Here is a 25,051-nt window from a genome sequence, read left to right as displayed (position 1 = left end):
TAGCCTCCCCGACCCCAAGCCGGATCCCCGACTCGAATGAGCTCCCGCCCGAAGCCCGCCGCCAGGCGTTCCCGCAAGCCGCTCGCCGCCATCGTCGCCATCGTCATCGCCCTCGGCGCCGGCGGCTGGTATGTCACCCAGCGCAACGCCGACGCCCAGGCGGGCACCTGGCGCACCGTCGAGGTGGAGCAGGGCGACATCCGCGTCGCCATTTCGGCCACCGGCACGCTGAGCGCGATCTCCACCGTCGTCGTGGGCAGCCAGATCTCCGGCCAGGTCACCGAGGTGCTGGTGGACTTCAACGACAAGGTCGAGCAGGGCCAGGTGCTGGCGAAGATCGATCCCAGCAGCTACCAGGCGCAGATCGAGCAGGGCTCGGCGCAGATCGCCAGCGCCCGGGCCAGCCTGGCCCAGGCCCAGGCCAGCCTCCGGAACGCCGAGCTCGACCACCGGCGCAAGGCGGAACTCGGCACCCGCCAACTGGTGTCGCGCAGCGACATCGACCTGGCGCGCGCGGCGCTCGACCAGGCCCGCGCGCAGGTGGCGTCGGCGCAGGCCCAGATCGGGCAGCAGACCGCGGCTACCCAGACCACGCGCATCAACCTCGGGCGCACGGTGATCCGCTCGCCGGTGGACGGCATCGTGCTCACGCGCACCATCGAGCCGGGCCAGACCGTTGCGGCCAGCCTGCAGGCGCCGGAGCTGTTCACCATCGCCGAGGACCTGTCGAAGATGAAGATCGAGCTCGCGGTCGACGAGGCCGACATCGGCCAGGTCCAGGCCGGGCAGCGCGTCAGCTTCACCGCCGACGCCTTCGCCGACCGCCAGTTTTCCGGCGTGGTCGACCAGGTGCGGCTGAGCGCGACCAATACCAGCAACGTCGTCACCTATCCGGTGGTGGTGACCGTCGACAACAGCGACGGCACCCTGCTGCCCGGGCTGACGGTCAATGCCGAGATCGAAGTGAGCCGCCGCGACGGCGTGCTCAAGGTCTCCAACGCCGCGCTGCGCTACAAGCCCACCAGCTCCGACGGCGCGGCATCGGCGGCGCCGCAGCGCGGTGCGGGCGCCGGCATGGCCGACGACCTGCGCCGGGAGGCCGCGGCGCTTTCGCTGTCGGCCGCGCAGCAGTCGGCGTTCGACGAGGCCATCGCGGCGGTCCAGGCCCGCCAGCAGGCACGTGCCGCGGCGCCGCGCACCGGCGGCCCCGGAGGCGGGCCCGGCTTCGGGCCGTCGGGCGGCGGCGCGCCGTCGGCCGGGATGGCCTCGCAGCTGCGCCAGCGCATGCTGCAGCGCTATCGCGAGGACTTCTCCGCCTTCCGCGCCAGCCTCGACGACGACCAGGCGCGCCGCTGGGACGCCGCCATGGCCAACCTCGTCGGCGCCACCCGCGCCACGGTCTACCGCCTGGCCGGGGGCCAGCCCGAGGCGGTGATGGTGCGCGTGGGCGCCACCGACGGCACCACCACCGAGATCTCCGGCGGCGTCCAGGCCGGCGACGTGCTGGTGACCGGCGAGCGTGCCGCGCGATGAGCGCCGATGTCCCGATCATCGAGACCCGGGCGCTGGGCAAGGTCTACTCCGCCGGCACCGAGGCGGAAGTCGTGGCCCTGAAGGACGTCGACCTGCGCATCGAGCACGGGTCCTTCGTCGCCATCATGGGACCGTCGGGTTCGGGCAAGTCGACGCTGATGAACCTGATCGGCTGCCTGGACACGCCCAGCACCGGCAGCTACCACTGCGACGGCGTGGACGTGTCGACGCTCGACGCCGAGGCGCTGGCCGCGCTGCGCCGCGAGCGCATCGGCTTCGTCTTCCAGGGCTTCCACCTGCTGCCGCGGATGACGGCGCTGGAAAACGTCGCCATGCCGCTGTCCTACGCCCGCGTGCCGGTGGCCGAGCGGCATCGCATGGCGGCCGAGGTGCTGGAGGCCGTGGGCCTCGGCGGCCGCACGGGCCATCGCCCGAACGAGCTCTCGGGCGGCCAGCAGCAGCGCGTGGCGATCGCGCGCGCGCTGGTCAACCGGCCGCCGCTGCTGCTGGCCGACGAGCCGACCGGCGCGCTGGACTCGAAGACCGGCGAGGAGATCCTGGCGCTGTTCAAGCGCCTGCGCGACGAGGGCCATACCGTGGTCCTCATCACCCACGATGCCGAAGTCGCCGCGCATGCCGACCGCACCTACGTGATCCGCGACGGCGAGCTGCATCCGGAGCACGCGGAGGCCGCGGCATGACCTTCGGCGACGTCATCCGCACTGCGGTCCACGCCCTGCGCGGCAACTGGATGCGCAGCGTGCTCACCTCGCTCGGCGTGATCATCGGCATCGCGGCGGTGATCGTCATGGTCTCGGTGGGGCAGGGCACCCAGGCCGAGATCGACAAGATGGTCTCGGGCCTGGGCTCGCAGCGCCTCGACGTCTCGCCCGGTTCGCGTCGCGGTCCCGGCGGCGTCCGTCAGAGCGGGGCGAGCTACTACACGCTGACCGAGGGCGACGTCGAGGCGATCCGCAGCGACATCCCCGAAGTGCAGTACGTGTCCGGCTCGCTCAACGGCAGCACCCAGGTGGTCTATGCCGAGAACAACTGGTCCAGCCGCTGGCAGGGCGTGCAGCCCGACTACTTCGACATCAACGCCTGGACCCTGGTCGAGGGCGAGGCCTTCGATGCCCAGGACTACGGTGGCGCGGCGAAAGAGGTGATCGTGGGCGAGACCGTGCGCCGCGAGCTCTTCGGCGACGAGCCGGCGATCGGGCAGACCGTGCGCCTGGGCCGCGTGCCCTTCGTGGTCGTCGGGGTGCTCGCGCCCAAGGGCCAGGGTGGCTGGGGCCAGGACCAGGACGACGTGGTGATGGTGCCGATGCAGACCGCGCGGCGCCGGCTGCTCGGCTCGATGGGCCTGCCGCCCGGCGCGGTGATGCAGATCGCGCTGACCGTGGCCGATGCCGACGACCTGGGCTACGTGCAGGGCGAAGTGGAATCGCTGCTGCGCCAGCGGCACCGGATCGCGCCGGGCGGCGAGGACGACTTCAGCGTGCGCAACATCTCCGAGATCGTGGCCACGCGCACCGCCACCACGCGGCTGATGTCGCTGCTGCTGGGCGCGGTGGCGACGATCTCGCTGATCGTCGGCGGCATCGGGATCATGAACATCATGCTGGTGTCGGTCACCGAGCGCATCCGCGAGATCGGCCTGCGCATGGCGGTGGGCGCGGGACCGTCCGACGTGCGCCGGCAGTTCCTTGCCGAGGCCATGCTGCTGTCGCTGGTCGGCGGCGCGCTGGGCATCGTGATCGGGGTGGCCGGCGCGCTGCTGGTGGGCCGCTTCGGCGACCTCCCGGTGGTACTCGACGGCCAGGTGGTGGCGATGGCCGCGGGCTTCTCGGTGGCGACCGGCCTGTTCTTCGGCTACTACCCGGCGCGCAAGGCCTCGATGCTCGATCCGATCGAGGCGCTGCGCTCGCAGTAGCCCACCTCGGGTCAACCCCATCCGGGGTGGCCCCGGGTTGGCGGGTCGGCGCGCGGGCGGGAGACTGCCCGCAACGCCAGCCGCCGCGCACGCGGACGGAGACACCCGATGACCGCCATCCACAACATCGCCTGGGGCGATACCCTCTCCCAGATCGCCCAGCGCTACGGCACCTCGGTCAACGCGCTGATGGACGCCAACGCGCAGATCAAGGACGCCGACCTGATCTACGCCGGCGACGCGCTCAGCATCCCGGGAACGACCGGCAGCGCCGGCAACGCGTCGGGACCGGGTGCAAGCGGCGTCGACGGGGTCAAGGGCGGTGGCCCGGTCAGCGGCAACAACGCCGCGGCCATCGCCGAGCAGTTCATCGGCCGCAACGCGGGCGAACTCAAGTTCAGCGACGAGCTTCCGATGCAGAGCTGGGTGCCGAACAACGTCAACTGCGCCAACTTCGTCTCGGCCTGCCTGCAGAAGGCCGGCCTGATCGATGCGGGCCAGGCGAGCGCGTCGGTGGACCAGCTGGCGAACAACCTCAAGGGCGACGGCTGGCAGACGGTGTCGCTGGCCAACGCCAGCCCGGGCGACGTGGTGCTGATGCAGCGCAACGGCCAGTCACACGTGGTGCTGTTCGCCGGCTTCGAGAACGGCCAGCCGAAGTTCATCGGCTCGAACAACGTCAATGCCGACGGTTCGCAGCGCATCAGCTGGGGCGGTGCATCGGGGAACTACGAGATCATCACGCCGCCGCGCTGACCCCGGTCGCGGCACGTGGGGCAGGGAGCCGGCGGATGCCGGCTCTTTCACGTTGACGGCCCAAGGGGCCGCCTAGAAGCCGAAGAGCGCGCGCGGTGCCGCGTGTTCCTGCGGCCATCCCAGCCAGGCCACGTCGCCGGGCCCGATCGCGAAGTCGACCATGTCCCAGGCTCCGTCCGCAGCGCCCGCCGGCGCGCCGGTCGTGGCCTCGGCCGCCTGCGGCAGGGCGGCCTGGTCGCGCGCGGCGGCTTCGGCCGGCGCCGCGGGACTGGCTCCGGTGGCCGCCACGCCGTCGCCGCCAGCGGCGGCGGCGTCGTCCGCGGAGATGGCCTCGCGTCGCAGCAGTGCGGCGTAGACATCCGACATTGCGCCCTGGCCGGCGGCTTCGGCGAAGCGCGTGCCCGAGACATCCGGGCGGCCGCCGCCCGGCGAGCGCATGTTGCCGAGCACGAAGACCCAGTTGCCGAGGCGGTCCATGCGTTCGACCGCGAGCTCCACCGAGGAGCCGAATTCGTCGCGCAGCGGGGCCGTCGCGGCCTGGAGCGCGGCGTCGTAGCCGGCCTCGCCGGCGCCCATCGGCTGTGGCTGGGCCTGTGCGAACGAAGGATTCATGCTGGCTCCCATGGCGAGGACGGTGATCGTCCCGAGGATAGCAGCGGCTCGGCGCATGGCTGGTCTCCTGTCCCGGCACTGTGACAGCGGCATCATCGCAGCCGCGCGTTTGTCCCCGGGTGAAGTGCCCTGGCGCCGCGACCCGGCCCCGCGCGCCGCCTTGTGGCAAAATTGGCCGCTTACTGGTCGGACGCGGCGGCTGATTCGCATGCAGTTCCCAACCCCGCGGTGCCCCATGGGCATCCGCATCCCCGCCGCCGGTCCTGCCGGCGCCCTGCCGGTCGCGCCGCCGCCCCGCAGTGCCGCGCGCTGAGCGGGTGGAACACGATGGCGGACGAAACCGGACACCTGCCGCGCGGCCCGGCGCGCATCCTGAAGGCGGCAGGCTGGTCGCTGCAGGGCCTGCGCGCGGCCTGGCTGCACGAGTCCTCCTTCCGGCTCGAGGTCTGCCTGTTCGCAGTGCTCGCGCCGCTGGGCGCGTGGCTCGGGCAGGGCGGGGTCGAGCGTGCCCTGCTGGTCGGTTGCCTGCTGCTAGTGCTGGCGACCGAGTTGCTGAACTCCGCGGTCGAGGCCGTCATCGCCCGCTATGGCGACGAACACCACGAACTCGCGGGACGCGCCAAGGACATGGGCTCGGCCGCCGTGTTCGTGCTGATGCTCAACGTGCTGCTGGTATGGGGCGCCATCCTCCTGCCGCGACTGCCATGACCGCCGCGCCCGCCGCGGCACCCGTTTCCCTCAGGACAAGCAAGCCATGATCGAACTCATCACCGACCCGCAGGTATGGATCCTGCTGGTCACGCTGGCCACGATCGAGATCGTGCTCGGCATCGACAACCTGGTGTTCATCTCGATCGCCGTGAGCCGGCTGCCGGCCGAGCGCCGCGAGTTCGCGCGCAAGTTCGGCATCGCGGTGGCCTGCATCACGCGCCTGGGCCTGCTGCTGACGCTGGCCTGGCTGGCCGGGCTGACCAGCGACATGTTCACGCTGTTCGGGCAGGGGATCTCGGTCCGCGACCTGGTGCTGATCCTCGGCGGCCTGTTCCTGATCGTGAAGGGCGCGATGGAGATCCGCTCGATCGTGATCGGCGAGCACGAGGACGTCGACGGCACCGGCAAGGTCGCGACCTCGTTCGGCATGGTGATCGCGCAGATCGCGGTGATCGACATCGTGTTCTCGCTCGACTCGGTCATCGCGGCGGTCGGCATGGCCGGCGACTACGTGCCGGTGATGGTGGCGGCGATCCTGATCGCGGTGGGCGTGATGCTGCTGGCGGCCGAGCCGCTGGGCCGCTTCATCGACAACAACCCGACGGTCAAGATGCTGGCGCTGGCCTTCATCGTGCTGATCGGCGTCTACCTGCTGACCGAAGGCTTCGACCTGCACATCCCGCGCGGCTACATCTACGGCTCGATGGCCTTCTCGGCCTTCGTCGAGGGCCTGAACCTCTGGGCCAAGCGCCGCGCCCTGAGGGGCGTGGCCAGCGAGTGAGTCGCACGGCATGAGCCTCCTGCACCTGGTCGATCCGATCGCGGTCCAGTCGCCGGCCTTCGAGCTGTTCGGGCGCAGCTTCGAGCCGGGCATCCACTGGTACGGGCTCATGTATGCACTGGCCTTCCTCAGCGCCTGGCTGCTGGGCCGCGCGCGGATCCGCGCCGGCCGCCTGCCCGGCGTCGACGAGAACGGCTTCGGCGACCTGCTGTTCTACGGCATGCTCGGCGTGGTGCTGGGCGGCCGCATCGGCTACGTGCTGTTCTACGGCTTCGCCGATTTCCTCGCCAATCCGCTGATGCTGCTGCGGGTGTGGGAGGGCGGCATGAGCTTCCACGGCGGGCTGCTCGGCGTGCTGCTGGCCAGCTGGCTGTGGTCGCGCCAGCGCCGGCTGCATTTCATGGACACGATGGACTTCGTGGCGCCGCTGGTGCCGCTGGGCCTGGGCTTCGGCCGCATCGGCAACTGGATCGGCGGCGAGCTCTGGGGCAAGCCGAGCGACCTGCCGTGGGCGACGGTGTTCCGCAGCGCGCTGCCTCAGGACCTGGCCTGGCTCGACGCTGCGTCGCTGCGGGCGCTGCACCAGGCCAGCCAGCTCGAGCAGTATGCGCGGCACCCCTCGCAGCTCTACCAGGCCTTCCTCGAAGGCGTGGCGATGTTCGCGCTGCTGTGGTGGTTCTCGGCCCGTCCGCGGCCGCGCCATGCGGTGTCGGGCATGTTCGCGCTGCTGTACGGCGCGTTCCGCTTCCTGGTCGAGTTCGTCCGCGAGCCCGACGCCCACCTCGGCTACCTCGCCTTCGGCTGGCTGACCATGGGCCAGGTGCTGAGCACCCCGCTGATCCTGCTCGGCCTCTACTGGCTGTGGCGCTCGCACCGCAGCCCCACCCTGCAGCCCGCCCCCGCCGCCCCGGTCGCCCCTGCCGCGCCCCTGTAGGAGCGGCTACAGCCGCGATCGGCCCTCTCTTCAACGATCCCCGGAAGGACCGACCATGCGCCAGTACCTAGACCTCCTCCGCCACGTCCTCGAACACGGCAGCGAAAAGTCCGACCGCACCGGTACCGGCACGCGCAGCGTCTTCGGCTGGCAGATGCGCTTCGACCTCGCGGAAGGGTTCCCGCTGGTCACCACCAAGAAGCTCCACCTGCGCTCGATCATCCACGAGCTGCTGTGGTTCCTGAAGGGCGAGACCAACACCGCCTACCTGCGCGACAACAAGGTCACCATCTGGGACGAGTGGGCCGACGCCGACGGAGAACTCGGCCCGGTCTACGGCAAGCAGTGGCGGCGCTGGGCCGACGGCCGCGGCGGCGAGATCGACCAGATCCGCTGGGTCGTCGACGAGATCCGCCGCAATCCCGACTCGCGCCGGCTGGTGGTCAGCGCCTGGAATGTCGCCGACCTGCCGGCGATGGCGCTGCAGCCCTGCCACGCGCTGTTCCAGTTCTACGTGGTGGACGGCAGGCTCAGCTGCCAGCTCTACCAGCGCAGCGGCGACATCTTCCTCGGCGTGCCGTTCAACATCGCAAGCTATGCGCTGCTGACCCACATGGTGGCGCAGGTGACCGGCCTGGGTGTTGGCGATTTCGTGCACACGCTCGGCGACGCGCACCTGTATTCCAACCACGACGAACAGGCGCGCGAGCAGCTTGCGCGCGCGCCGCGGCCGCTGCCGAAGCTGGTGCTCAACCCCGCGATCGACGACGTCTTCGCCTTCACCGGCGACGACATCGCGATCGAAGGCTACGACCCGATGCCGGCGATCCGGGCGCCGGTGGCGGTCTGAGTGTCTCCGTGAGCGGCCCCGCGCCCGTGATCAGCCTCGTCGCCGCGGTCGACCGCAGGCTCGCCATCGGCCGCGACAACGGGCTGCCCTGGCACCTGCCCGACGACCTCGCGCGGTTCAAGGCCCTGACGCTGGGCAAGGTCCTGCTGATGGGCCGCAGGACCGCCGACTCGCTGGGCCGGGCGTTGCCCAAGCGGCGCAATCTGGTGCTGACGCGCAGCGGCCGCGCGCCCTTCGCTGGCATGCAGGCGGTCGCATCGCTGGACGAAGCGCTGGCGCTGGCGGCCGGCGACGGCGCGGGCGAGCTGGCCGTGATCGGCGGCGGCGAGATCTACGCCTTGGCGTTGCCGCGTGCCCACGTGCTGCACATGACCCACGTCGATACGGTGGTCGAGGACGCGCATGCCTTCTTCCCGGCCTTTGACGCAGGCGGCTGGCAGGCGGTGTCGCGCGAGCCGCATCCGGCCGATGGCCGCCATGCGTTCGCCTTCGAGTTCGTCGAGTACCGGCGCACCTGAGCGGGTCGCGGGCGCGCAACAACAGGCGCGCGGGTCGCGTTTGACGGCCGGGTTGGCTCAGTCCGGCTTCGGCCGCCCGGACACCTGCACCACGCACAGCGCGTCGCCGTCCAGGCGCAGTGCGGTGAGCGTGCCGCCCCACACCGCCCCGGTGTCGATGGCGTGGATGCCGTGGCCGATGAACAGTCCGAGCGAGGACCAGTGGCCGCAGGCGAGCTTCAGCCCGCGGTCGACCCGGCCCGGCACCTCGTACCACGGGTACAGGCCCGGCTGCTGGGTCCCCGGCGCGCCCTTTTCCTCGAACGCGATGCGCCCGCGCGGGCTGCAGTAGCGCATGCGGGTGAAGATGTTGATGATCGCGCGCAGGCGGTCGGTGCCGCGCAGGCCGGGCGACCACGCCGGGCGGTCGCCATACATGTTGCGCAGCAGGCCCTGGCGGTTGTTCCCCTGCAGCACGCGTTCGACCTCGCCGGACATCGCCAGCGCATCGTCCGCGGTCCACTTCGGCGCCAGGCCGGCATGCACCATCATCCAGCCCAGTTCGCGGTCGGCATGGACCAGCGGCTGGGTGCGCAGCCAGTCGAGCAGCTGGTCGCGATCGGGCGCGAACAGCACCCGCTGCAGGTCGGGATTGACCTTGCGCTGGTCGGCTTCGCGGCGCTCGGCGATCGCCAGCAGCGACAGGTCGTGGTTGCCGAGCACGGTCACCGCGCTGTCGCGCAGCGAGTGCACCAGGCGCAGGGTTTCCAGTGATTCGCCGCCGCGGTTCACCAGGTCGCCGCAGAACCACAGCCGGTCGCGCGCGGGATCGAACGCGATGCGCTCGAGCAGCCGCTCGGTAGGCCCCAGGCAGCCCTGGAGGTCGCCGATCGCCCAGACCGCCATGTCAGTGCAGGGTGCGCGGGACGGCGAGGGTGAAGGGCGGGATCGGCGCGTCGAAGCGGGTGCCGTCGTCACCCACCATGCCGTAGCTGCCTTCCATCGTTCCGACCGCGGTCTCGAGCACAGCGCCGGAGGTGTAGGTGTACTGGTCGCCCGGTTCGATGCGCGGCTGCTCGCCGACCACGCCGTCGCCGCGGATTTCCTCGACGTGGCCGTTGCCATCGGTGATCACCCAGTGGCGATCCAGGAGCTGCGCGGCGTGCCGGCCGAGGTTGCGGATGCGGATGGTGTAGGCGAAGACATAACGGTCGTCTTCCGGCGCCGACTCCTCGGCGAGGAAGCGCGTCGCGATCTGGATCTCCAGTGTGTAGTCGGCGGTGTCGTCCATGCCACGAGTGTAAGCGCTGCGCGTGAATGACGGGACTAGGCGCGCGGAAGCGAGTTCGCCAGGCGGATGAAATCCGCGACGTCCAGCTGCTCCGCGCGACGCGTCGGATCGATGCCCGCGGCGCTGATCGCGTCCGCATCGCACAGGGTCTGGAGCGCGTTGCGCAAGGTCTTGCGGCGCTGGCCGAAGGCCGCGCGCACGACGGACGCGAAGCGCGCCGGATCGTCGATGCCGACCTCGCCGGGATCGCGCGGCACCAGTCGGACCACCGCGGAGTCCACCCTCGGCGGAGGCCTGAATGCGTCGGGGCCGACGTCGAACAGGGCGGTGACCCGGCACCAGGCCTGCAGCATCACGCTGAGTCGGCCGTAGACCTTGCTGCCGGGGCCGGCGGCCATGCGGTCGACCACTTCCTTCTGCAGCATGAAGTGCATGTCGCGCACCGCCGCGGCGTGGTCGAGCGCGTGGAACAGGATCGGCGAAGACAGGTTGTAGGGCAGGTTGCCGACCAGGCGCAGCGGCGTGCCGGCGGCCAGCGCGGTGAAGTCGACGTCGAGCACGTTGGCGTGGACCAGGGTGAGCTCGCCGTGGGCGCGCGCGCGCACCGTGAGCGGTGCCAGCAGGTCGCGATCGAATTCGATCGCGGTCAGGCGCCCGTGGCGCTCGAGCAGCGGGAAGGTCATCGCGCCCTGGCCCGGGCCGATCTCCACGATGTGCTCGCCAGGCCTGGGATCCACCGCGAGGATGATCCGGTCGACCACCCCGCGATCGTGCAGGAAGTGCTGGCCGAGCGCCTTCTTGGCGGGTTCGCGGAAGCGGCCGTCGTGGCCGTCGTGCTGGTTCATGGCGTGGGGTTCCGTGCGGCGCGCGTGGCGGCCAGGCGGGTGCAGGTGTCGATGGCGGCGAACAGGCTCGAGGGATCGGCGCGGCCGCTGCCGGCCAGGTCGAAGGCGGTGCCATGGTCGACCGCGACCCGCGGCCAGGGCAGGCCGAGGCTGATGTTGACCGCCTGTTCGAAGCCCGCGTGCTTGAGCACCGGCAGGCCCTGGTCGTGGTACATCGCCAGGATCGCGTCGAAGCGCGCGAGCTTCGCCGGCAGGAAGGCGGTGTCGGCGGGCAGCGGGCCCTCGAGGCGCATGCCCTCCAGCCGCAGGCGTTCGAGTACCGGGATCACCACCTCGATCTCCTCGCGGCCCAGATGCCCATCCTCGCCGGCGTGCGGGTTCAGGCCGAGCACGGCGATGGCCGGGGCGTCGATGCCGAAATCCTCGCGCAGCGCCGCGTGCAGGATGCGCAGCGTGCGTTCGAGCAGGGCCGGCGTCAGCGCGTCGGGGACCGCGCGCAGCGGCAGGTGCACGGTCGCCAGCGCCACGCGCATGGCCGGATTGGCCAGCATCATCACGACGTCGCGTGCGACATGCGCGGCCAGCAGGCCGGTGGTCCCGGTGTAGGCGATGCCGCCGTCGTTGATCGCGCCCTTGTGCACCGGCCCGGTGACCATGCCCTGGCAGTCGCCGCGGCTGCATGCATCCGCGGCGGCCAGCAGGGCGGCCACGGTGGAGGCGGCGTTGGCAGGGGCGGGGCAGCCCGGATCGACGGCGACGGCCGCCGGCAGCGGGCACAGTCCGAAGCGGCCGCCGGGCGCCACCAGGAGGTCAGGGGCCGGCTGCTCCAGCGGCAGCCCGAGGCGGCGCGCGGCCGTCAGCAGCGCGCGCGGGTCGCCGAATACCTGGAGGTCCGCGGTCCACGACCGCTGCAGTGCGCGTACGCACAGCTCCGGACCCACGCCGGCCGGTTCACCCGGGACCAGCGCGAGCCGGGGTCGCTGCATCTCAGCTGCCGTCGGAGACGCCGGCGGCGCCCGAAGCGGGGCGGATGTCGATATAGGCCTCGCTGCGCATCTGGCGCAGGAAGCGGTTCCACTCGTCTTCCAGCTTGCGCTGGCCGATGGTCTCGCGCATCTGGTTGCGGCGGTTCTCGGCGCCGACGTCGGCCTGGCGCGTCCCCGTGCGACGCACTATGTGCCAGCCGGCCTCGGTGCGGAAGGGCTGCGAGACTTCGCCGTCCTGCAGCGCCGCGACCTGGGTGCCGAACTGCGCGCCGAAGTCGTCCTGCATGAACCAGCCGAGGTCGCCGCCCTGTCCGCGGGTCACCGCGTCGTCGGAGCCGGTGTTCGCCACGGCGGCGAAGTCCTCGCCGGCGGTGATGCGCGCGCGCAGCGCGTCGACCCTGGTCCTGGCCGCCGCGTCGTCGCCGCGGACGAGGATGTGCGCCGCCTGGTACTGCGTGACCGTCGCGCCGGACCCGGTGGCGCCGGCGTCGCGGGTCTCGCGCAGCTGCAGCAGCTGGAAGCCGCTGGGGCCGCGCACCGGACCGAACACCTGGCCCGACTGCATGCCGCCGACGACGTTCGCGAAGGCCGAGGGAATCTCGTCCGCGCTGCGCCAGCCGAGGTCGCCGCCTTCAAGCGCGTTGGGACCGTCGGAATAGCGCACGGCCGCGGCCTGGAAATCCATCTCGCCGCGGTCGAGCAGCGCCTTGACGCCGTCGATCTTCTCCTGCGCGGTGGCGATCTGCTCCGGCGTGGCGCCGTTGGGCAGGGCGACCAGGATGTTCGCCAGCTGGTACTGGGTGCCGCCGGCCTGGCTCGCCAGGGCCGAGTCGAGTTCGGCATCGGTCACCACGATCGAGGACTGCGCGAAGCGCTGGCGCAGGCGCTGGATCGCCAGCTCGTCGGACAGCGAGCCGCGGAATTCGGTGAAGGACATGCCGTCGGCGGCGAGCTGCTGGCGCAGCTGGTCGGGGGTCATGTTGTTCTGGCGCGCGATCGCGGCCAGCGCCGAGTCGATCTCGTCCTCGCCGACGCGCACGCCGGTGGACTTGGCGCGCGAGGTCTGGAGCTGCACCAGGATCAGGCGCTCGAGCACCTGGCGGCGGAGCACCGCCTCGGGCGGCAACTGGCCGGCGCGGTCGCCGTACTGGGCGGTGATGTTGCGCACCGCGCGGTCGAGTTCGCTCTGGAGGATGACGTCCTCGTCGACGATCGCGGCGATGCCGTCGATCGGCTGGACGTCCTGCGCGTAGGCATGCGGCAGGCACGCGGCGAGGACGAGGGCAACGGTCAGGAAACGGTTCTTCATGGGAGATTGTCGGCCGGTGGCGGGGCGCCGACGTCGCTGCGGACCTCGGGCGGAGGCACCAGGTACAGGTCCTCGCGGTGATAGCCGAGGATAGCACGGCGCAGTCGGTCGGTCGTTTTCGGGCCGGCGGAACCGAGGCCCTTGAACTCGATCTCGAGCTGGATGGCGTCGTTCATTTCGCCCTGGAAGTTGCGCACGTAGCGGCGCGCCACCAGGCGCGCGGCCATGCAGCAGCTGTCCCACTGCACGCCGGCGATGCCTTCCAGCAGCTGGTTGTCGAGCAGCGAGTAGTAGTAGCGCCCGACCAGGCTCCACGACGGGTTGAGCGGGTACAGGAAGGAGAAGTCGACCTGTTCCAGCAGGTCGGCGCCGCTGCCGGCGTCGCGGCGGTAGCGGTAGGCGAGGTTGACGATGCCGTCGTCGCCGAGCAGGTAGCGGGTGCGCAGGCTGGCGAGGTCTTCCTGCTGGCTGGCGGGATTCCAGTGGTAGGTGGCGCCGACGCTCCAGCGGTCGTTGACCTCGTAGTCGGCATCGGCGATCCAGGTGGACTTGCCCTCGGGGATCACCGGCGAGCCGGGCACCAGGCCCACGCGGGAGTCCTCGAAGTAGCGGATCTGGCCGATGCTGGCGGACAGCTTCTCGCGACCGGTCTCGGCGCTGACCAGGCGCGTGGTCAGCGCCAGCGTCAGCTGGTTCGCGTCGGCCTGGCGGTCGGCGCCGGTGAAGCGGTTGTCGCGGAACAGCTGGCCCCAGCTGTAGGACATCGCCTGGGTGTCGAACAGCGGCAGCCCGGACTGGTCGCGGTAGGGCGTGTTGACGTAGAACAGGCGCGGCTCGAGGGTCTGCACGTGTTCTTCGCCGCGGAACATCGTGGTGCGGTCGAAGTACACGCCGGCATCGACCGTGGCGATCGGCAGGCTGCGCGAGGGCGAGGTGTCGGGCGCGGCACCGGTATACGCGGTCAGCCCCTGCGCCAGCTCGTCCTCGAGCTGGTAGCCGGTGTAGCGCCAGGCCAGGGTGGGCGTGACGAACCAGGCCGCGCCTTCCAGCGGCATCGACACCCACGGCCGGACGTCCACGCGGCTGCCCCCGGGGCGGCTGCGGCTGTCGATGTGCTCGAAGCGCGTGGCGTCCACCGAGGCGCCGGCGACGAACCGGCCGAACCGGTCCTCCCAGTTCGCGTACAGCCGCGGCAGGCGGTTGTAGGGCAGGATCAGTTCCGGCTGGGTGTAGTCGCCGAGCTGCCAGTAGTCGGCCATCAGGCCGGCGTCCCAGGTGCGCCCGCGGCCGTACACGCCGATGTCGCTCTTGATCGAGAAGTCGGTGGCGCCGTTGAGGTTGCTGGTGGAGTCCTCGACGTAGCGCGGATCGCTGATCCAGGCCAGGAAGGTGCGCGCCTGCCAGTTGGCGTCGAGCCCCTCGACGGCCTGGAAGCGCAGCATGCCGCGGTTCTCCTTGCGGCGGTTCTCCGGCCGGATGCCGAGGTCGATCTCTTCCTGGCGCCCGTCTTCGGCGAGGCGGTCGGACGGCAGGTACTCGACTTCCAGGTTGCCGCCGCCATCCTTGGTGAGATAGCGGAACTCGGTGCCGAGCAGCAGCCCGCGCCGGGTCATCAGCCGGGGCTCGAGCGTCATGTCGTAGTTCGGCGCGAGGTTGAGGTAGATCGGCTGGCGCCAGTCGAAGCCGTTGCGGCTGGAGTACCCGATGGCGGGGTACAGCAGGCCGGTCTTGCGGCGGCTGTCGGTCGGGAAGGCGAAGATCGGCACGTATAGCACCGGCACCTTGCCCACCCGCAGCGTCGCGTTGCGGGCAACGCCCTGGCCCTTGTCGTTGTCGATCTCGATGCGCTCGGCGCGCAGCTCCCACCAGCGGTCGTCCGGCGGGCAGGTTGAATAGGTGGAGCCGTACAGCGCGCCCTGCGAGCCCTTCATCTCGATGCGCTCGGCGCCGCCGTTGCCGCGGCGCTCGGTGAGCTGGTAGGTGACGTTGTCGACGCGGTGGGTATCGGCCTCCTGGTCGCCTTCCAGGTGCTCGGCGACCAGGCGCATGCCCGAGTCCTGGTAGCGCACGCGGCCGCTGGCGACATAGGTGGAATCGCCGGCGCGGTATTCCAGGTTGTCGGCGCCGAGGAACTGGTCGCCGCGGCGCAGGGTGACGTTGCCGGAGTACTCGACGCTTTCGCCGTCGACGCCGGCAAGGGTGTCGCCGGCGATGTCGGTGGGCTGAGCGGCGCGGTCGGCCGGCGCTCCGGTGGCCGGCTGGGCGTCCGGGAACGCAGGCACCGACTCCACCAGCGGACACAGGCCCCAGTCGGGCTCGATGTCGTCGCGCGCCATCGCGCCGGGGTGGTGCATGGCCAGGACCGAGGCGATGCACAGCGGCAGCGGGAGCAGGCGGGAGGCTTGGCGCACGCAGGATTTCCGGGGGGAAGAAGCGGCGGCTAGCTTGCCGCATCCCCCGTGCAGCGGCAATGCATGGCCCGTGAACGCTGGCGCCTCACCCGGGCGCTCCGGCGGCGAGGGCGCGGACGTGGGCGATGCTGCATTCGGCCAGCGCACCGAGGTCGTAGCCGCCTTCAAGCACCGAGACGATCCGGCCGCCCGCATGGCGTTCGGCGATCGCGGCGAGCTCGGCGGTCAGCCAGGCGAAGTCGTCGGCTTCGAGCTCGATGTGCGCCACCGGATCGGCGCGATGGCCGTCGAAGCCGGCGGACAGCATCACCAGCTGCGGCTCGAATGCGTCGATCGCCGGCAGCAGGCGCTCGCGCCAGGCTTCGCGGAAGCGGTGGCTGCCGGTTCCGGCGCGCAGCGCGGCGTTGTGCACGTGCAGGCCGGCGCTGCGCTCGCGCGGGTCGCCGCTTTCGGGAAACAGCGGCATCTCGTGCGCGCTGGCGTAGAGCACCCGGTCCTCGGCCGCGAAGATCGCCTGGGTGCCGTTGCCGTGGTGCACGTCGAAGTCGACCACGGCCACCCGGGCCAGGCCATGGCGCTCCAGCGCGTGCGCGGCGCCCACGGCGATGTTGTTGAAGAGGCAGAACCCCATCGCATGGGCCGCGGTCGCATGGTGGCCCGGCGGGCGCACGGCACAGAAGGCCGCCTCGGCGACACCGCCCATGACCAGGTCGACTGCGGCGACCACGGCGCCGGCCGCGCGCAGGGCGGCCTCGGGCGAGCCCGGCGAGAGCACGGTGTCCGGATCGAGCCGGACCGTGGCGTCCGGCGCGGACTCGAGGATCGCGTGCAGCAGCAGGGGGTCGTGCACGCGCAGCAGCTGGCCGCGCGTGGCGCGCGGGGCTTCCAGCCATTCGATGTCGGGGAGGTGGTCGCGCAGCGCGGTCACCACTGCGCCCAGGCGGGCCGGGACCTCGACGTGTCCGGGGCCGGTGTCATGCCCGAAGCACGCTGCGTGGGTGAACACCGGCAGCGGCTTCGCGCCCACGCTCAGCCCCGGCGTCGCTCGTGCTGCCAGGTGACCTCGCCGTGGCCGCCCTCGCGTGCCAGCACGCGACCGAGCACGAAGAGCAGGTCGGACAGGCGGTTGAGGTAGCGCACCGCCTGCGGGCGGACGTCTTCGACCCGCGCCAGCGCCACCGTGCAGCGCTCGGCGCGACGGACGACGGTGCGCGCCACGTGGCAGCGCGCCGACGCTTCGCCGCCGCCGGGCAGGATGAACTCCTTCAGCGGCGGGAGGTCGGCGTTGAAGCGGTCGAGGTGCTGTTCCAGGCGGGCCACGTCGTCATCGTCGATCGCGGCATGGCCCGGGATGCAGAGCTCGCCGCCGAGGTCGAACAGCTGGTGCTGCACCGCGGTCAGCAGCTCCTGCACCGCGGCCGGGACCCCGGCGGCCAGCATCACGCCGATGCAGGCGTTCGCCTCGTCGACGGTGCCATAGGCCTCGACGCGCAGCGAATCCTTGCCGGTGCGGCTGCCGTCGCCCAGGCCGGTGCTGCCGTCATCGCCGGTGCGCGTGTAGATCTTCGAAAGGCGGTTGCCCATCGTGCTCAGCGACGCGTCTGCTGCCGGGTGGCCGCCGAATGGCGGGCCACGACCTCCGACACCGCCTGCGCCGCCGCGGCAACGGCCACGAACATGGCGGTGGAGCCGAGGTAGGGTCCGATCCAGTGGCCGTAGTTGGCGGCCCAGCCGGCCAGCGTCGGCTCGGCGACCGCCGCCGACAGCCAGTAGAAGCCGCCCTGCGCGAACAGGTGGCAGGTCGCGGTGGCCACGACCACCACCGCCGCCAGGCGCACCAGGGCGCCCCGGCTGGCGCCGCTGTAATGGCGGCGCAGCCAGTGGCCGCCGGCCCACATCGCCGCGTGCGCGGGCACCAGCATCCAGTAGCCCGGCGACACGCAGTAGTGGGCGAAGAAGTCCATGCCCTGGCCGCGGATCACCATCCAGTCGATCGCCACCGCCAGCGCCATCAGCGCCGGGAAGGCCCAGCGGGCCCAGTCGCGCAGGTAGAAGCCGCCGATCAGGAACACCGCCCACGACGCATCCGGCACCGGGGTGAAGTGGGTGAAGACATGGCTGCGCGTGGCGGCCATGAGGAGCGCGAGCAGCGACAGGACGATGGCGCGGTGCAGGGTGGTGTTCATGGGCGCTGGCGGCTCCGGGAATTGCAGGTCGGCGGCCATTCTAGCGAACCGCGGCGCCGGGCGGCCGTATCATGCGTGGATGACGGCGACTCACGACGTGGTGATCATCGGTGGCGGGCTGGTGGGTGCGAGCCTGGCCATCGCGCTGGAGGGCAGCGGCCTGGACGTCGCGATGGTCGAAGCCGCTCCGGCGGCGGCGATGCCGGCGGTCTTCGACGAGCGCAACCTCAGCTTCGCCGAGGCCACGGTCAACGCGCTGACCCGGCTCGGGGTGATGCAGCGCCTGCGCGCGCCCACCGGTGCGATCGCGCGCATCCACGTCAGCCGCCGCGGCGACTTCGGCCGGGTGCTGATGCAGGCCGCGGACCACGGCCGCACGGCGTTTGGCCAGGTGGTCGTGGCGCGCGACTTCGGCGAGGCGCTCGAGGCGCGGCTGGCCGAAGTGGCGGGACTGGTGCGGCACCGCGGGACCCGCTTCACCGGCTTCGCCGCCGATGCCGGGGGTTGCCGCGTACTCGAACTGGCCGGGGCCGGGCCTTCGCAGCTGCGCGCGCGCCTGGTGGTCGCCGCCGATGGCGCGGCCAGCGGGGTCCGCGATGCGCTGGGCATCGAGGCCAGCCGCCACGATTACCGCCAGGTGCTGCTGGTCGCGCGCCTGCGCGCCGCCCGAGCGCCGGACGGCACCGCCTATGAGCGCCTTGGCGACGACGGCCCCACCGCGCTGCTGCCGCGGGGCGACCGTGCCTGGGGCCTGGTCCACGGCGTGTCGGCCGAACATGCGCCGGGCGTCCAGGCGCTGGACGACGCCGGCTTCCTGGCCCGCGTGCAGGACGCCTTCGGCTGGCGCGTCGGCCGGCTGCTGTCGGTGGGTCCGCGCAGCGCCTACCCGGCCGTGGCGGTGCGGGCCGCGACCACGACCGCCTCGCGCGCCGTGCTGGTCGGCAACGCCGCACAGAGCATCCACCCGGTCGGCGCACAGGGCTTCAACCTCGGCCTGCGCGATGCGCTGGTGCTGGCGGAACTGCTGGTCGCCGCGGCGCGCCAGGGTGCGGATCCGGGCGCTGCCGACCTGCTGTCGGCCTATGCCGGGCGCCGCCGCGAGGACCGCGTCCGCACCCTCGACTTCTCCCACGGCCTGGCGCGGCTCAGCTCGAATCCGGAGCACGGCGCCTCGCTGCTGCGCAGCGCCGGGCTGGTGGCGCTGGCGGCGCTGCCCGGGCTGCAGGCCGGCGTGGCCGGTGGCGCGATGGGCTATCGCGGCGACGTGCCGGATGCCTGCCGGGCCGGAGCCGTTCGGTGAGCCGCGGCATGGTCGACGTGGCCGTCGTCGGCGGCGGGGTGGTCGGGGCCACGGCGGCGCTGGCCCTCGGCGGACTCGGCCTGTCGGTGGTGCTGGTCGAAGGCCGGGCACCGGCGCCCTGGTCCGAGGCACGCCCCGATCTGCGCGTCTTCGCCTTCGCCCACGACAATGCCGCCCTGTTCGAGGCGATCGGCGTCTGGGCCGGCATCGACGGCCGCGACGGCCGCGCCACGCGCCTGCAGCCGTATCGGCGCATGCGCGTCTGGGACGCGGCCGGTGGTGGCGAGCTGGCCTTCGACGCCGACCGCCTGGGCCGCCGGGAGCTGGGCTGGATCGTCGAGAACGGCCTGCTGGTCGACCGCCTGTGGGCGCGCCTTCCCGGCGCCGGCGTCGATGTGCGCTGCCCCGCGCGGGTCGAGGCGCTCGAACAGGACGCGCAGAGCGTGCGCCTGCGCCTGGACGACGGCAGCCGGGTGGCCGCGCGCATCGTGCTGGCCGCCGACGGGGCCGGATCGACCCTGCGCCAGCTGGCCGGAATCGACGTCACCGGCCATGGCTATGGCCAGTCCGGCGTGGTCGGCTTCGTGCGCACCGGGCACCCGCACGAGGCCACCGCCTGGCAGCGCTTCCTGCCCGGCGGTCCGCTCGCCTTCCTGCCCTTCGCCGACGGCAGCTGCTCGATCGTCTGGTCGATGCCCACGGCCCAGGCCGAAGCCGCGCTGGCGATGGATGACCCCGCCTTCGCCGCGATCCTTGAACGGGCCTTCGATCGCCGGCTTGGCCGGATCGAGCCCTGTTCGCCGCGGGCGGCGTTTCCCCTGCGGCTCCAGCTGGCCGAGCGCTATGCGCAGGGGCGCGTGCTGCTGGTCGGCGACGCGGCCCACGTGATGCATCCCCTGGCGGGCCAGGGGGTCAATGTCGGGCTGCGCGATGTCGCCCTGCTGCGCGAGTCGGTCAGCGCAGCGCTCGCGCGGCGGCAGCCCTGGGATACCCCGCAGCGGATCGCGCGCTGGGCGCGCACCCGGCGCAGCGAAGCGACGCTGGCGGCGCGGGCCTTCGACGGCATCAACCGCCTCTACACCAGTGACTCCGCGCCCGCCGTGCTGCTGCGCGGCCCGGCCCTGGGTGCCGCCGGGCGGGTGCCGCCGGTGGCGGCGGCCCTGTGGCGGCGCGCGGCGGGGATCTGAGGCCGCCGGCGCGCCGCAGGACGGTCAGCGCATCCAGCCCCTGAGTTCGGTGGCGTCGAGCGCGCCATCGCCGTTGCTGTCGACCGCGCGGAATTCCGCGGTCAAGGTGGCATTGGGTCGCGCCTCGGCGCGGCTGAGCCGGCCATCGCCGTTGGTGTCCAGCGCGGCCATGTCGATGCGGTATTCGCCCACGACTGAATCCGGCGCGCTGGAGGTGATCGTCACCTGCGGTTCGCTCGGATAGGTCTCGGCCGGACGCGTGCGCGGGGGCGGGGCAGGCGGCTCGCTCGCGGCGGCGCGCGCGCGCTCCGCGGCGGCCCGGGCCTCCATCGCGGCATCACGCGCCGCGCTGCTCGCGGCACTGGCATCGGCGGCGGCGCCGTGGGACTGCGCGGCCACCTGGCTCGGCTGGGCGGCGCCGCCATACGCCGCGGCGCTGGCGCCCCCGGCACGGTTGCCGGCGTGGCCGGCGGCGTGCGCGGCGCGTTCGGCCCGGCGCGAGGCCTGGTCGGCCTGCCATGCGCTGTAGTCCGCCTGCGCCTGGCCTTCGGCGGTCACGGCGCCGGCGCGGCGCTGGGCTTCGGCCTGCTCGGCAGCCTCGCGCGCCATCCGGGCATCCTGTTCCGCGGTCCGCGCGTCCTGCTGCGCGGCACGGGTCTTCTGGTCGGTCACGGTCTGCAGGCCGACGCTTTCGGCCGACTGTGCGAACAGCGGCCCGCTGGCACCGATGGCGGCCGCGAGCAGGGCGAGGCCGAGCGGGTGCTTGAGCATGCGAGTGTCCATGGTGGTTCCCGTCGTGTTGGGTCGGGGCGCCACGCTAGTCCGGGGCCCATGAAGCCCCGGTCAGGATCCGCCTGCCGGACGCTGAACGGCGGTCGGGCGCGTCAGCCGCGGGCCGGCAGCACCAGCACCGTGATCTCTTCGCGGTCGTGGTAGAGCTGGCGCGCGCGCAGCTCCAGCGGACGCCCGGCCTCGCGGGCGAACAGGTCCAGGCACAGCGCCGTCTCCAGCCAGCGCTTCTTCATCGGCAGCTTCAGGTTGAACACCGCCTGCCGGCACCAGCCTTCGCGGAACCAGGTCGCCATGCGCGAGGCGACGCGGCGCGGCTGCTCGACCATGTCGCAGACCATCCAGTCGAGGGCGCGCGGCGGCTGCCAGCGGAAACCGTCCTCGCGCAGGTGGTCGACGCCCCCGGCGTCGAGCACGTGCTGGCGCAGCGGCCCGTTGTCGACCGAGGTCACGTGCAGGCCCGAGCGCTGCAGCACCCAGGTCCAGCCGCCGGGCGCGGCGCCGAGGTCGGCGGCGGTCATCCCGGCCCTGAGCAGGCGCGCGCGTTCGCCTTCGTCGAGCAGGACGAGGAAGGCCTCCTCCAGCTTGAGCGCCGAGCGCGACGGTGCGTCGCGGTGCAGGCGCAGGCGCGGCACGCCCATCGGCCACGGCGATGCGTCGCCCGGATCGGCGACCGCCAGCAGCAGGTGGTCGCCGTCCAGCAGGCAGACATGCAGGGCGGGCTTCCGCGGATCGTCCTTCGCGGCCAGCAGGCCGGCCTTGCGCAGCACCGGGCGGATCGCGTTGCCGAGCGCGCGGGCCAGCCCGGCGAGCGGCCGCGCGGCGTCGCTGTCGGGGTGCTCGACGACCAGGGCGCCGAACGCGGCGCTGCCGGCGTGGGCCTGCAGCGCGGCCACGATCGGGGTGACGCGGTCGCTGGTGTCGATGCCGTCGAGCTCCGCCAGCAGCCTCAGCTTCTGCCGCGCGAAGACCAGCGAGCGCCAGGGCAGGGCGCGCGACAGCGCGTGCGCGTCGGCGCCGGGCGCGAGGAAGCGCACGAAGCCGCTGCCGCGCTCGGTGGCGGCGTAGCCGTGGTGGCCGGCCGCGGCGGCGCGCTCGCCGAGCTCGGCCGCGAGCTCGGGCTCGAAGCCGCCGCGGCAGTAGCAGAGCAGTCCGGTCGCGCCCGCCGCGGGCGCATCTCCGGCGTGCATCAGTAGCGCTGTCCGCCGGCGCGGCCGTAGGCGGCCAGCACCTCGCGGGCCTGCCCACGGGCGATGTCGCGCACCACCTCGATGCCGCGGCGGGCCAGTTCGCCCGGCCAGTCGGCCGGCAGCGGGCCTTCGTCGAACTCGGTCAGCGCGTGCACGTCCTCGGCGCGGGCGCCGATCAGCAGGCGGTCGATGCCGGCCCAGACGGTCGCGCCATAGCACTGGCAGCAGGGCTGGGCCGAGGTCGCCAGCGTGTACGGGCCACACGGGCGGCCGGCGTCGTCGAGATTGATGCGCGCGCGGCCCAGCGCCTGCTGGGCCAGCATGTAGGTCAGGTTCTCGGCGTGGGCCAGCGAGGTCGACTGCGGCAGCACCACGTTGACGCCGGCGGCGACGACGCGGTCGTCGGGGCCGAACAGCACCGCCCCGAACGGGCCTCCAGTCGCCTCGTCGACGTTGCGTGACGCCAGCGCGATGGCCAGCGCGACCTTGTCGTCATCGCCGGCATAGGCGCGTTCGCGGTCGACCAGTCCGTCGACCCAGGCCGGGAGCTCGAGGCCCACGCGCGCGGGAAGGTGCATGGCGGTCACCGGGCCACCGCGCCGCCGGACTGGGCCGGCTCGCAGGTGTTGGACACGCAGGCGCAGGCCTCGATCTCGCGGAAGCCGCAGACGCCGGCCATGCCCGAGTCGGCGCAGGCGGCCTGCACGGCCTTGGGGTCGGGCCGGGCGGCCGTGTTCACGCAGGCCGGGAAGTAGCCGCAGCAGTTGCCGACGTCCTTCACCGCGCAGTCGCTGTCGACGCGGCAGCTGCGGTCGAGGTCGGGTACGCCGGGCATCGCGCCGCGGACGGGCGCGGCGACACCGGCGGGCGGAGCGACATCGGCGGGCGGAGCGACATCGGGCGAAGCGACTCCGGGCGCGACCGGGGCGGTCGGGGCCGCGGGACGCGTTTCGGCGGTTGGCGGCATCACCGCACCGCCATTCGGCTGCGGGGCGGTGCAGGCCGCGAGCAGCAGCGCGGCCAGGGCGATGGATGCGGGCTGGAAGATCCGGCGCATGGAGGTCTCCGGTCGTGGACGTCGCCGGGCATGGTAGCCCCGGACGGCGTGGACCCCGGCGAAGGCCGGGGCCGCGGGTCGGTCAGGCCTTGGCGGCCCAGGTGTCGCGCAGGGTCACGCTGCGGTTGAACACCGGCGCCCCGGCGCGGTGGTCGCGCCGGTCGGCGACGAAATAGCCCAGGCGTTCGAACTGGAAGGCGGTCTCGGGCGCCGCATCCGCGGCCGAGGGCTCGATCCAGCCGCGCACCGACACGCGCGAGTCCGGATTGAGGTGGTCACGGTAGGTCTGGCCGCCGCTCTCGTCGTCCGGGTCGGCGACTGAGAACAGGCGGTCGTAGAGCCGGACCTCGGCCTCCACCGCGCACGTCGCGTCGACCCAGTGGATGGTGCCCTTGACCTTGCGGTTCGCGCCTTCCATCCCCGGCCGCGATTCGGGATCGAGCGTGCCGCGCAGCTCCACGATCGCGCCATCGGCGTCCTTGACGACCTCGTCGCAGCGCACGATGCCGGCGCCGCGCAGGCGGACTTCGCCGCCCGGCACCAGCCGCTTCCAGCCCTTGGGCGGCACTTCGGCGAAATCGTCCTGCTCGATCCACAGCGCGCGCGAGAACGGCACCGCGCGCTCACCGAAGGCGTCGTCCTTCGGATGGTTGGCGAAGCGCAGGGTCTCCGCGTGGCCCTCCGGGAGGTTGGTGAGCACCAGCTTCAGCGGTGCGACCACGGCCATGCGGCGCGGGGCGCGCGCGTCGAGGTCCTCGCGCAGCGCACCCTCCAGCACCGAGAAGTCGATCATCGAGTTCTGCTTGCTGATGCCGATGCGGTCGACGAACAGGCGCAGCGCACCCGGGGTGTAGCCGCGCCGGCGCAGGCCCTGCAGGGTGTACATGCGCGGGTCGTCCCAGCCGTCCACCAGGCCTTCGGCCACGAGCTGGGTGAGCTTGCGCTTGCTCATCACCGTGTAGTTGATGTTGAGCCGCGAGAACTCGATCTGGCGCGGCTTGGCGGCCTCGATCGGCAGGTCCTTCCCGACCAGCGGCGCCAGCAGCTCCGGGTTGCCGGCGAGATCGACCCGGTCCACGCACCAGTCGTACAGCGGACGGTGGTCCTCGAACTCCAGCGTGCACAGCGAGTGGGTGATGCCCTCGACGGCATCGCCCAGGGCGTGCGCGAAGTCGTACATCGGATAGATCGGCCAGGCGTCGCCGGTGTTCTGGTGCGGCACCTTCTTGATGCGGTAGATCGCCGGGTCGCGCAGGTTGATGTTGCCGCTGGACATGTCGATCTTCGCGCGCAGCGTGCGCGCGCCGTCGTCGAACTCGCCCGCGCGCATGCGCCGGAACAGGCCGAGGTTCTCCTCCACGCCACGGTCGCGATACGGCGACGCGCGGCCGGGCTCGGTCAGGCTGCCGCGGTACGCGCGCACCTCGTCGGCGGACAGGTCGCAGACGAAGGCATCGCCCTGGCGGATCAGCTTCTCGGCGGCCAGGTAGAACACCTCGAAGTAGTCGGAGGCGTGGCGCAGGCTGTTCCACTCGAAGCCCAGCCAGCGCACGTCGTCCTGGATCGCCTGCACGAACTCGGGGTCCTCCTTCGCCGGATTGGTGTCGTCGAAGCGCAGGTTGCAGCGGCCGCCGAACTCCTCGGCGATGCCGAAGTCCAGGCAGATCGCCTTGGCATGGCCGATGTGCAGGTAGCCGTTGGGCTCGGGCGGGAAGCGCGTGCGGATGGCGGTGTGCTTGCCGCTGGCCAGGTCGTCGCGGACGATCTGGCGGATGAAGTCCTGCTTCACGGGCGCCGTATCGGAGCCGGCCGTGGTGTCGTGGGGTGCGGTCATGCGTGTCGTCGGGGAGTCCGGCGCGGCTGCGCCGTGGACCGGGCAGTGTAGCGGAGCGG

26 protein-coding genes are annotated in these 25,051 nt (G+C 72.4%); 11 read left to right on the top strand and 15 right to left on the bottom strand.

Annotated elements, in window-relative coordinates:
• The first annotated feature begins 36 nt into the window (after positions 1-36).
• The 4 genes from JG616_RS12485 (at position 37) to JG616_RS12470 (ending at position 4,222) form a co-directional block, all read left to right on the top strand.
• Positions 37-1,533: an efflux RND transporter periplasmic adaptor subunit gene (locus JG616_RS12485; RefSeq protein WP_199392789.1), complete on the top strand. Its 1,497-nt coding sequence runs from the start codon at positions 37-39 to the stop codon at positions 1,531-1,533.
• Positions 1,530-2,234, top strand: a complete 705-nt coding sequence (locus JG616_RS12480; RefSeq protein ID WP_199362835.1) for an ABC transporter ATP-binding protein — start codon at positions 1,530-1,532, stop codon at positions 2,232-2,234. Before JG616_RS12485 ends, JG616_RS12480 begins: the two co-directional genes overlap by 4 nt.
• On the top strand, positions 2,231-3,466 hold the full coding sequence (locus JG616_RS12475) for an ABC transporter permease (RefSeq protein ID WP_199392788.1): 1,236 nt from the start codon (positions 2,231-2,233) through the stop codon (positions 3,464-3,466). The genes JG616_RS12480 and JG616_RS12475 overlap by 4 nt, the downstream gene beginning before the upstream one ends.
• A 108-nt stretch (positions 3,467-3,574) precedes the next feature.
• The gene (locus JG616_RS12470; protein ID WP_199362841.1) at positions 3,575-4,222 is read left to right on the top strand and encodes a LysM domain-containing protein; all 648 of its coding nucleotides are present in this window, start codon (positions 3,575-3,577) and stop codon (positions 4,220-4,222) included.
• A gap of 72 nt (positions 4,223-4,294) precedes the next feature.
• Here the strand turns inward: JG616_RS12470 and JG616_RS12465 are convergent, their stop codons facing one another.
• On the bottom strand, positions 4,295-4,834 hold the full coding sequence (locus tag JG616_RS12465) for a hypothetical protein (RefSeq protein ID WP_199362843.1): 540 nt from the start codon (positions 4,832-4,834) through the stop codon (positions 4,295-4,297).
• Between the two features lie 327 nt (positions 4,835-5,161).
• Here JG616_RS12465 and JG616_RS12460 point away from each other — a divergent pair, with 327 nt between their 5' ends.
• The 5 genes from JG616_RS12460 to JG616_RS12440 are packed head-to-tail and all read left to right on the top strand — an operon-like array spanning position 5,162 to position 8,628.
• Entirely contained in the window at positions 5,162-5,542 is a 381-nt protein-coding gene (locus tag JG616_RS12460) for a diacylglycerol kinase (RefSeq protein WP_199362846.1), read from the top strand.
• Positions 5,543-5,588: 46 nt separating this feature from the next.
• Entirely contained in the window at positions 5,589-6,326 is a 738-nt protein-coding gene (locus JG616_RS12455) for a TerC family protein (protein WP_199362848.1), read from the top strand.
• 10 nt (positions 6,327-6,336) lie between these two features.
• Positions 6,337-7,260 carry a prolipoprotein diacylglyceryl transferase gene (lgt, locus tag JG616_RS12450; RefSeq protein ID WP_199392787.1) on the top strand — a complete coding sequence of 308 codons (924 nt, stop codon included), beginning with the start codon at positions 6,337-6,339 and terminating at the stop codon, positions 7,258-7,260.
• Positions 7,261-7,315: 55 nt separating this feature from the next.
• A complete protein-coding gene (locus JG616_RS12445; protein ID WP_199392786.1) occupies positions 7,316-8,110 on the top strand; it encodes a thymidylate synthase in 795 nt (264 codons plus the stop codon).
• 29 nt (positions 8,111-8,139) lie between these two features.
• Complete coding sequence (locus JG616_RS12440; protein ID WP_199392902.1) at positions 8,140-8,628, top strand: dihydrofolate reductase; 489 nt, start codon at positions 8,140-8,142, stop codon at positions 8,626-8,628.
• Between the two features lie 57 nt (positions 8,629-8,685).
• On the opposite strand, the gene JG616_RS12435 is transcribed toward JG616_RS12440, so the two are convergent.
• From JG616_RS12435 to JG616_RS12395, 9 genes are all read right to left on the bottom strand, one after another.
• On the bottom strand, positions 8,686-9,513 hold the full coding sequence (locus tag JG616_RS12435; protein ID WP_199392785.1) for a symmetrical bis(5'-nucleosyl)-tetraphosphatase: 828 nt from the start codon (positions 9,511-9,513) through the stop codon (positions 8,686-8,688).
• A 1-nt stretch (position 9,514) separates the two neighbouring features.
• A complete protein-coding gene (apaG, locus tag JG616_RS12430) occupies positions 9,515-9,898 on the bottom strand; it encodes a Co2+/Mg2+ efflux protein ApaG (RefSeq protein WP_199362857.1) in 384 nt (127 codons plus the stop codon).
• Positions 9,899-9,933: 35 nt separating this feature from the next.
• Complete coding sequence (gene rsmA / locus JG616_RS12425) at positions 9,934-10,743, bottom strand: 16S rRNA (adenine(1518)-N(6)/adenine(1519)-N(6))-dimethyltransferase RsmA (protein WP_199392784.1); 810 nt, start codon at positions 10,741-10,743, stop codon at positions 9,934-9,936.
• Positions 10,740-11,729, bottom strand: coding sequence for a 4-hydroxythreonine-4-phosphate dehydrogenase PdxA (gene pdxA / locus JG616_RS12420; protein WP_199392783.1), 990 nt, complete (start codon positions 11,727-11,729; stop codon positions 10,740-10,742). Before pdxA ends, rsmA begins: the two co-directional genes overlap by 4 nt.
• Position 11,730: 1 nt before the next feature.
• Positions 11,731-13,038 (bottom strand): peptidylprolyl isomerase, encoded by a 1,308-nt coding sequence (locus JG616_RS12415; protein ID WP_199392782.1) that lies wholly within the window; start codon positions 13,036-13,038, stop codon positions 11,731-11,733.
• Complete coding sequence (gene lptD / locus JG616_RS12410; protein ID WP_199362876.1) at positions 13,035-15,449, bottom strand: LPS assembly protein LptD; 2,415 nt, start codon at positions 15,447-15,449, stop codon at positions 13,035-13,037. Before lptD ends, JG616_RS12415 begins: the two co-directional genes overlap by 4 nt.
• A gap of 85 nt (positions 15,450-15,534) precedes the next feature.
• Entirely contained in the window at positions 15,535-16,461 is a 927-nt protein-coding gene (locus JG616_RS12405; RefSeq protein WP_199392901.1) for a histone deacetylase family protein, read from the bottom strand.
• A 17-nt stretch (positions 16,462-16,478) separates the two neighbouring features.
• Positions 16,479-17,033 (bottom strand): cob(I)yrinic acid a,c-diamide adenosyltransferase, encoded by a 555-nt coding sequence (locus JG616_RS12400; protein ID WP_199362886.1) that lies wholly within the window; start codon positions 17,031-17,033, stop codon positions 16,479-16,481.
• A gap of 5 nt (positions 17,034-17,038) precedes the next feature.
• Positions 17,039-17,635 (bottom strand): hypothetical protein, encoded by a 597-nt coding sequence (locus JG616_RS12395; RefSeq protein ID WP_199392780.1) that lies wholly within the window; start codon positions 17,633-17,635, stop codon positions 17,039-17,041.
• Positions 17,636-17,714: 79 nt separating this feature from the next.
• On the opposite strand from JG616_RS12395, the gene ubiH reads away from it, so the two are divergent.
• Together ubiH and JG616_RS12385 are read left to right on the top strand one after the other, a co-directional pair.
• Positions 17,715-18,935 carry a 2-octaprenyl-6-methoxyphenyl hydroxylase gene (gene ubiH, locus JG616_RS12390; protein ID WP_199392779.1) on the top strand — a complete coding sequence of 407 codons (1,221 nt, stop codon included), beginning with the start codon at positions 17,715-17,717 and terminating at the stop codon, positions 18,933-18,935.
• Between the two features lie 8 nt (positions 18,936-18,943).
• Positions 18,944-20,122 carry an FAD-dependent monooxygenase gene (locus JG616_RS12385; RefSeq protein WP_199392900.1) on the top strand — a complete coding sequence of 393 codons (1,179 nt, stop codon included), beginning with the start codon at positions 18,944-18,946 and terminating at the stop codon, positions 20,120-20,122.
• Positions 20,123-20,146: 24 nt separating this feature from the next.
• On the opposite strand, the gene JG616_RS13685 is transcribed toward JG616_RS12385, so the two are convergent.
• The 5 genes from JG616_RS13685 to JG616_RS12360 all read right to left on the bottom strand — a co-directional run bounded on the left by JG616_RS13685 (position 20,147) and on the right by JG616_RS12360 (position 24,992).
• A complete protein-coding gene (locus JG616_RS13685; protein ID WP_235973134.1) occupies positions 20,147-20,893 on the bottom strand; it encodes a hypothetical protein in 747 nt (248 codons plus the stop codon).
• A gap of 113 nt (positions 20,894-21,006) precedes the next feature.
• Positions 21,007-22,101: a 23S rRNA (cytidine(2498)-2'-O)-methyltransferase RlmM gene (gene rlmM, locus JG616_RS12375; protein WP_199392778.1), complete on the bottom strand. Its 1,095-nt coding sequence runs from the start codon at positions 22,099-22,101 to the stop codon at positions 21,007-21,009.
• Positions 22,101-22,679, bottom strand: coding sequence for a nucleoside deaminase (locus tag JG616_RS12370; protein WP_199362896.1), 579 nt, complete (start codon positions 22,677-22,679; stop codon positions 22,101-22,103). The genes rlmM and JG616_RS12370 overlap by 1 nt, the downstream gene beginning before the upstream one ends.
• Positions 22,680-22,684: 5 nt before the next feature.
• Positions 22,685-23,158, bottom strand: coding sequence for a hypothetical protein (locus JG616_RS12365; protein ID WP_199362899.1), 474 nt, complete (start codon positions 23,156-23,158; stop codon positions 22,685-22,687).
• An 82-nt stretch (positions 23,159-23,240) separates the two neighbouring features.
• Positions 23,241-24,992, bottom strand: a complete 1,752-nt coding sequence (locus JG616_RS12360; RefSeq protein ID WP_199362901.1) for a glutamine--tRNA ligase/YqeY domain fusion protein — start codon at positions 24,990-24,992, stop codon at positions 23,241-23,243.
• Positions 24,993-25,051 lie beyond the last annotated feature (59 nt).

The organism is Luteimonas sp. MC1895 (assembly GCF_016457215.1).
GTDB lineage: Bacteria > Pseudomonadota > Gammaproteobacteria > Xanthomonadales > Xanthomonadaceae > Luteimonas.
Note: the sequence above shows the minus strand (reverse complement) of the source record. Positions and strands in the feature narration are given on the sequence as shown.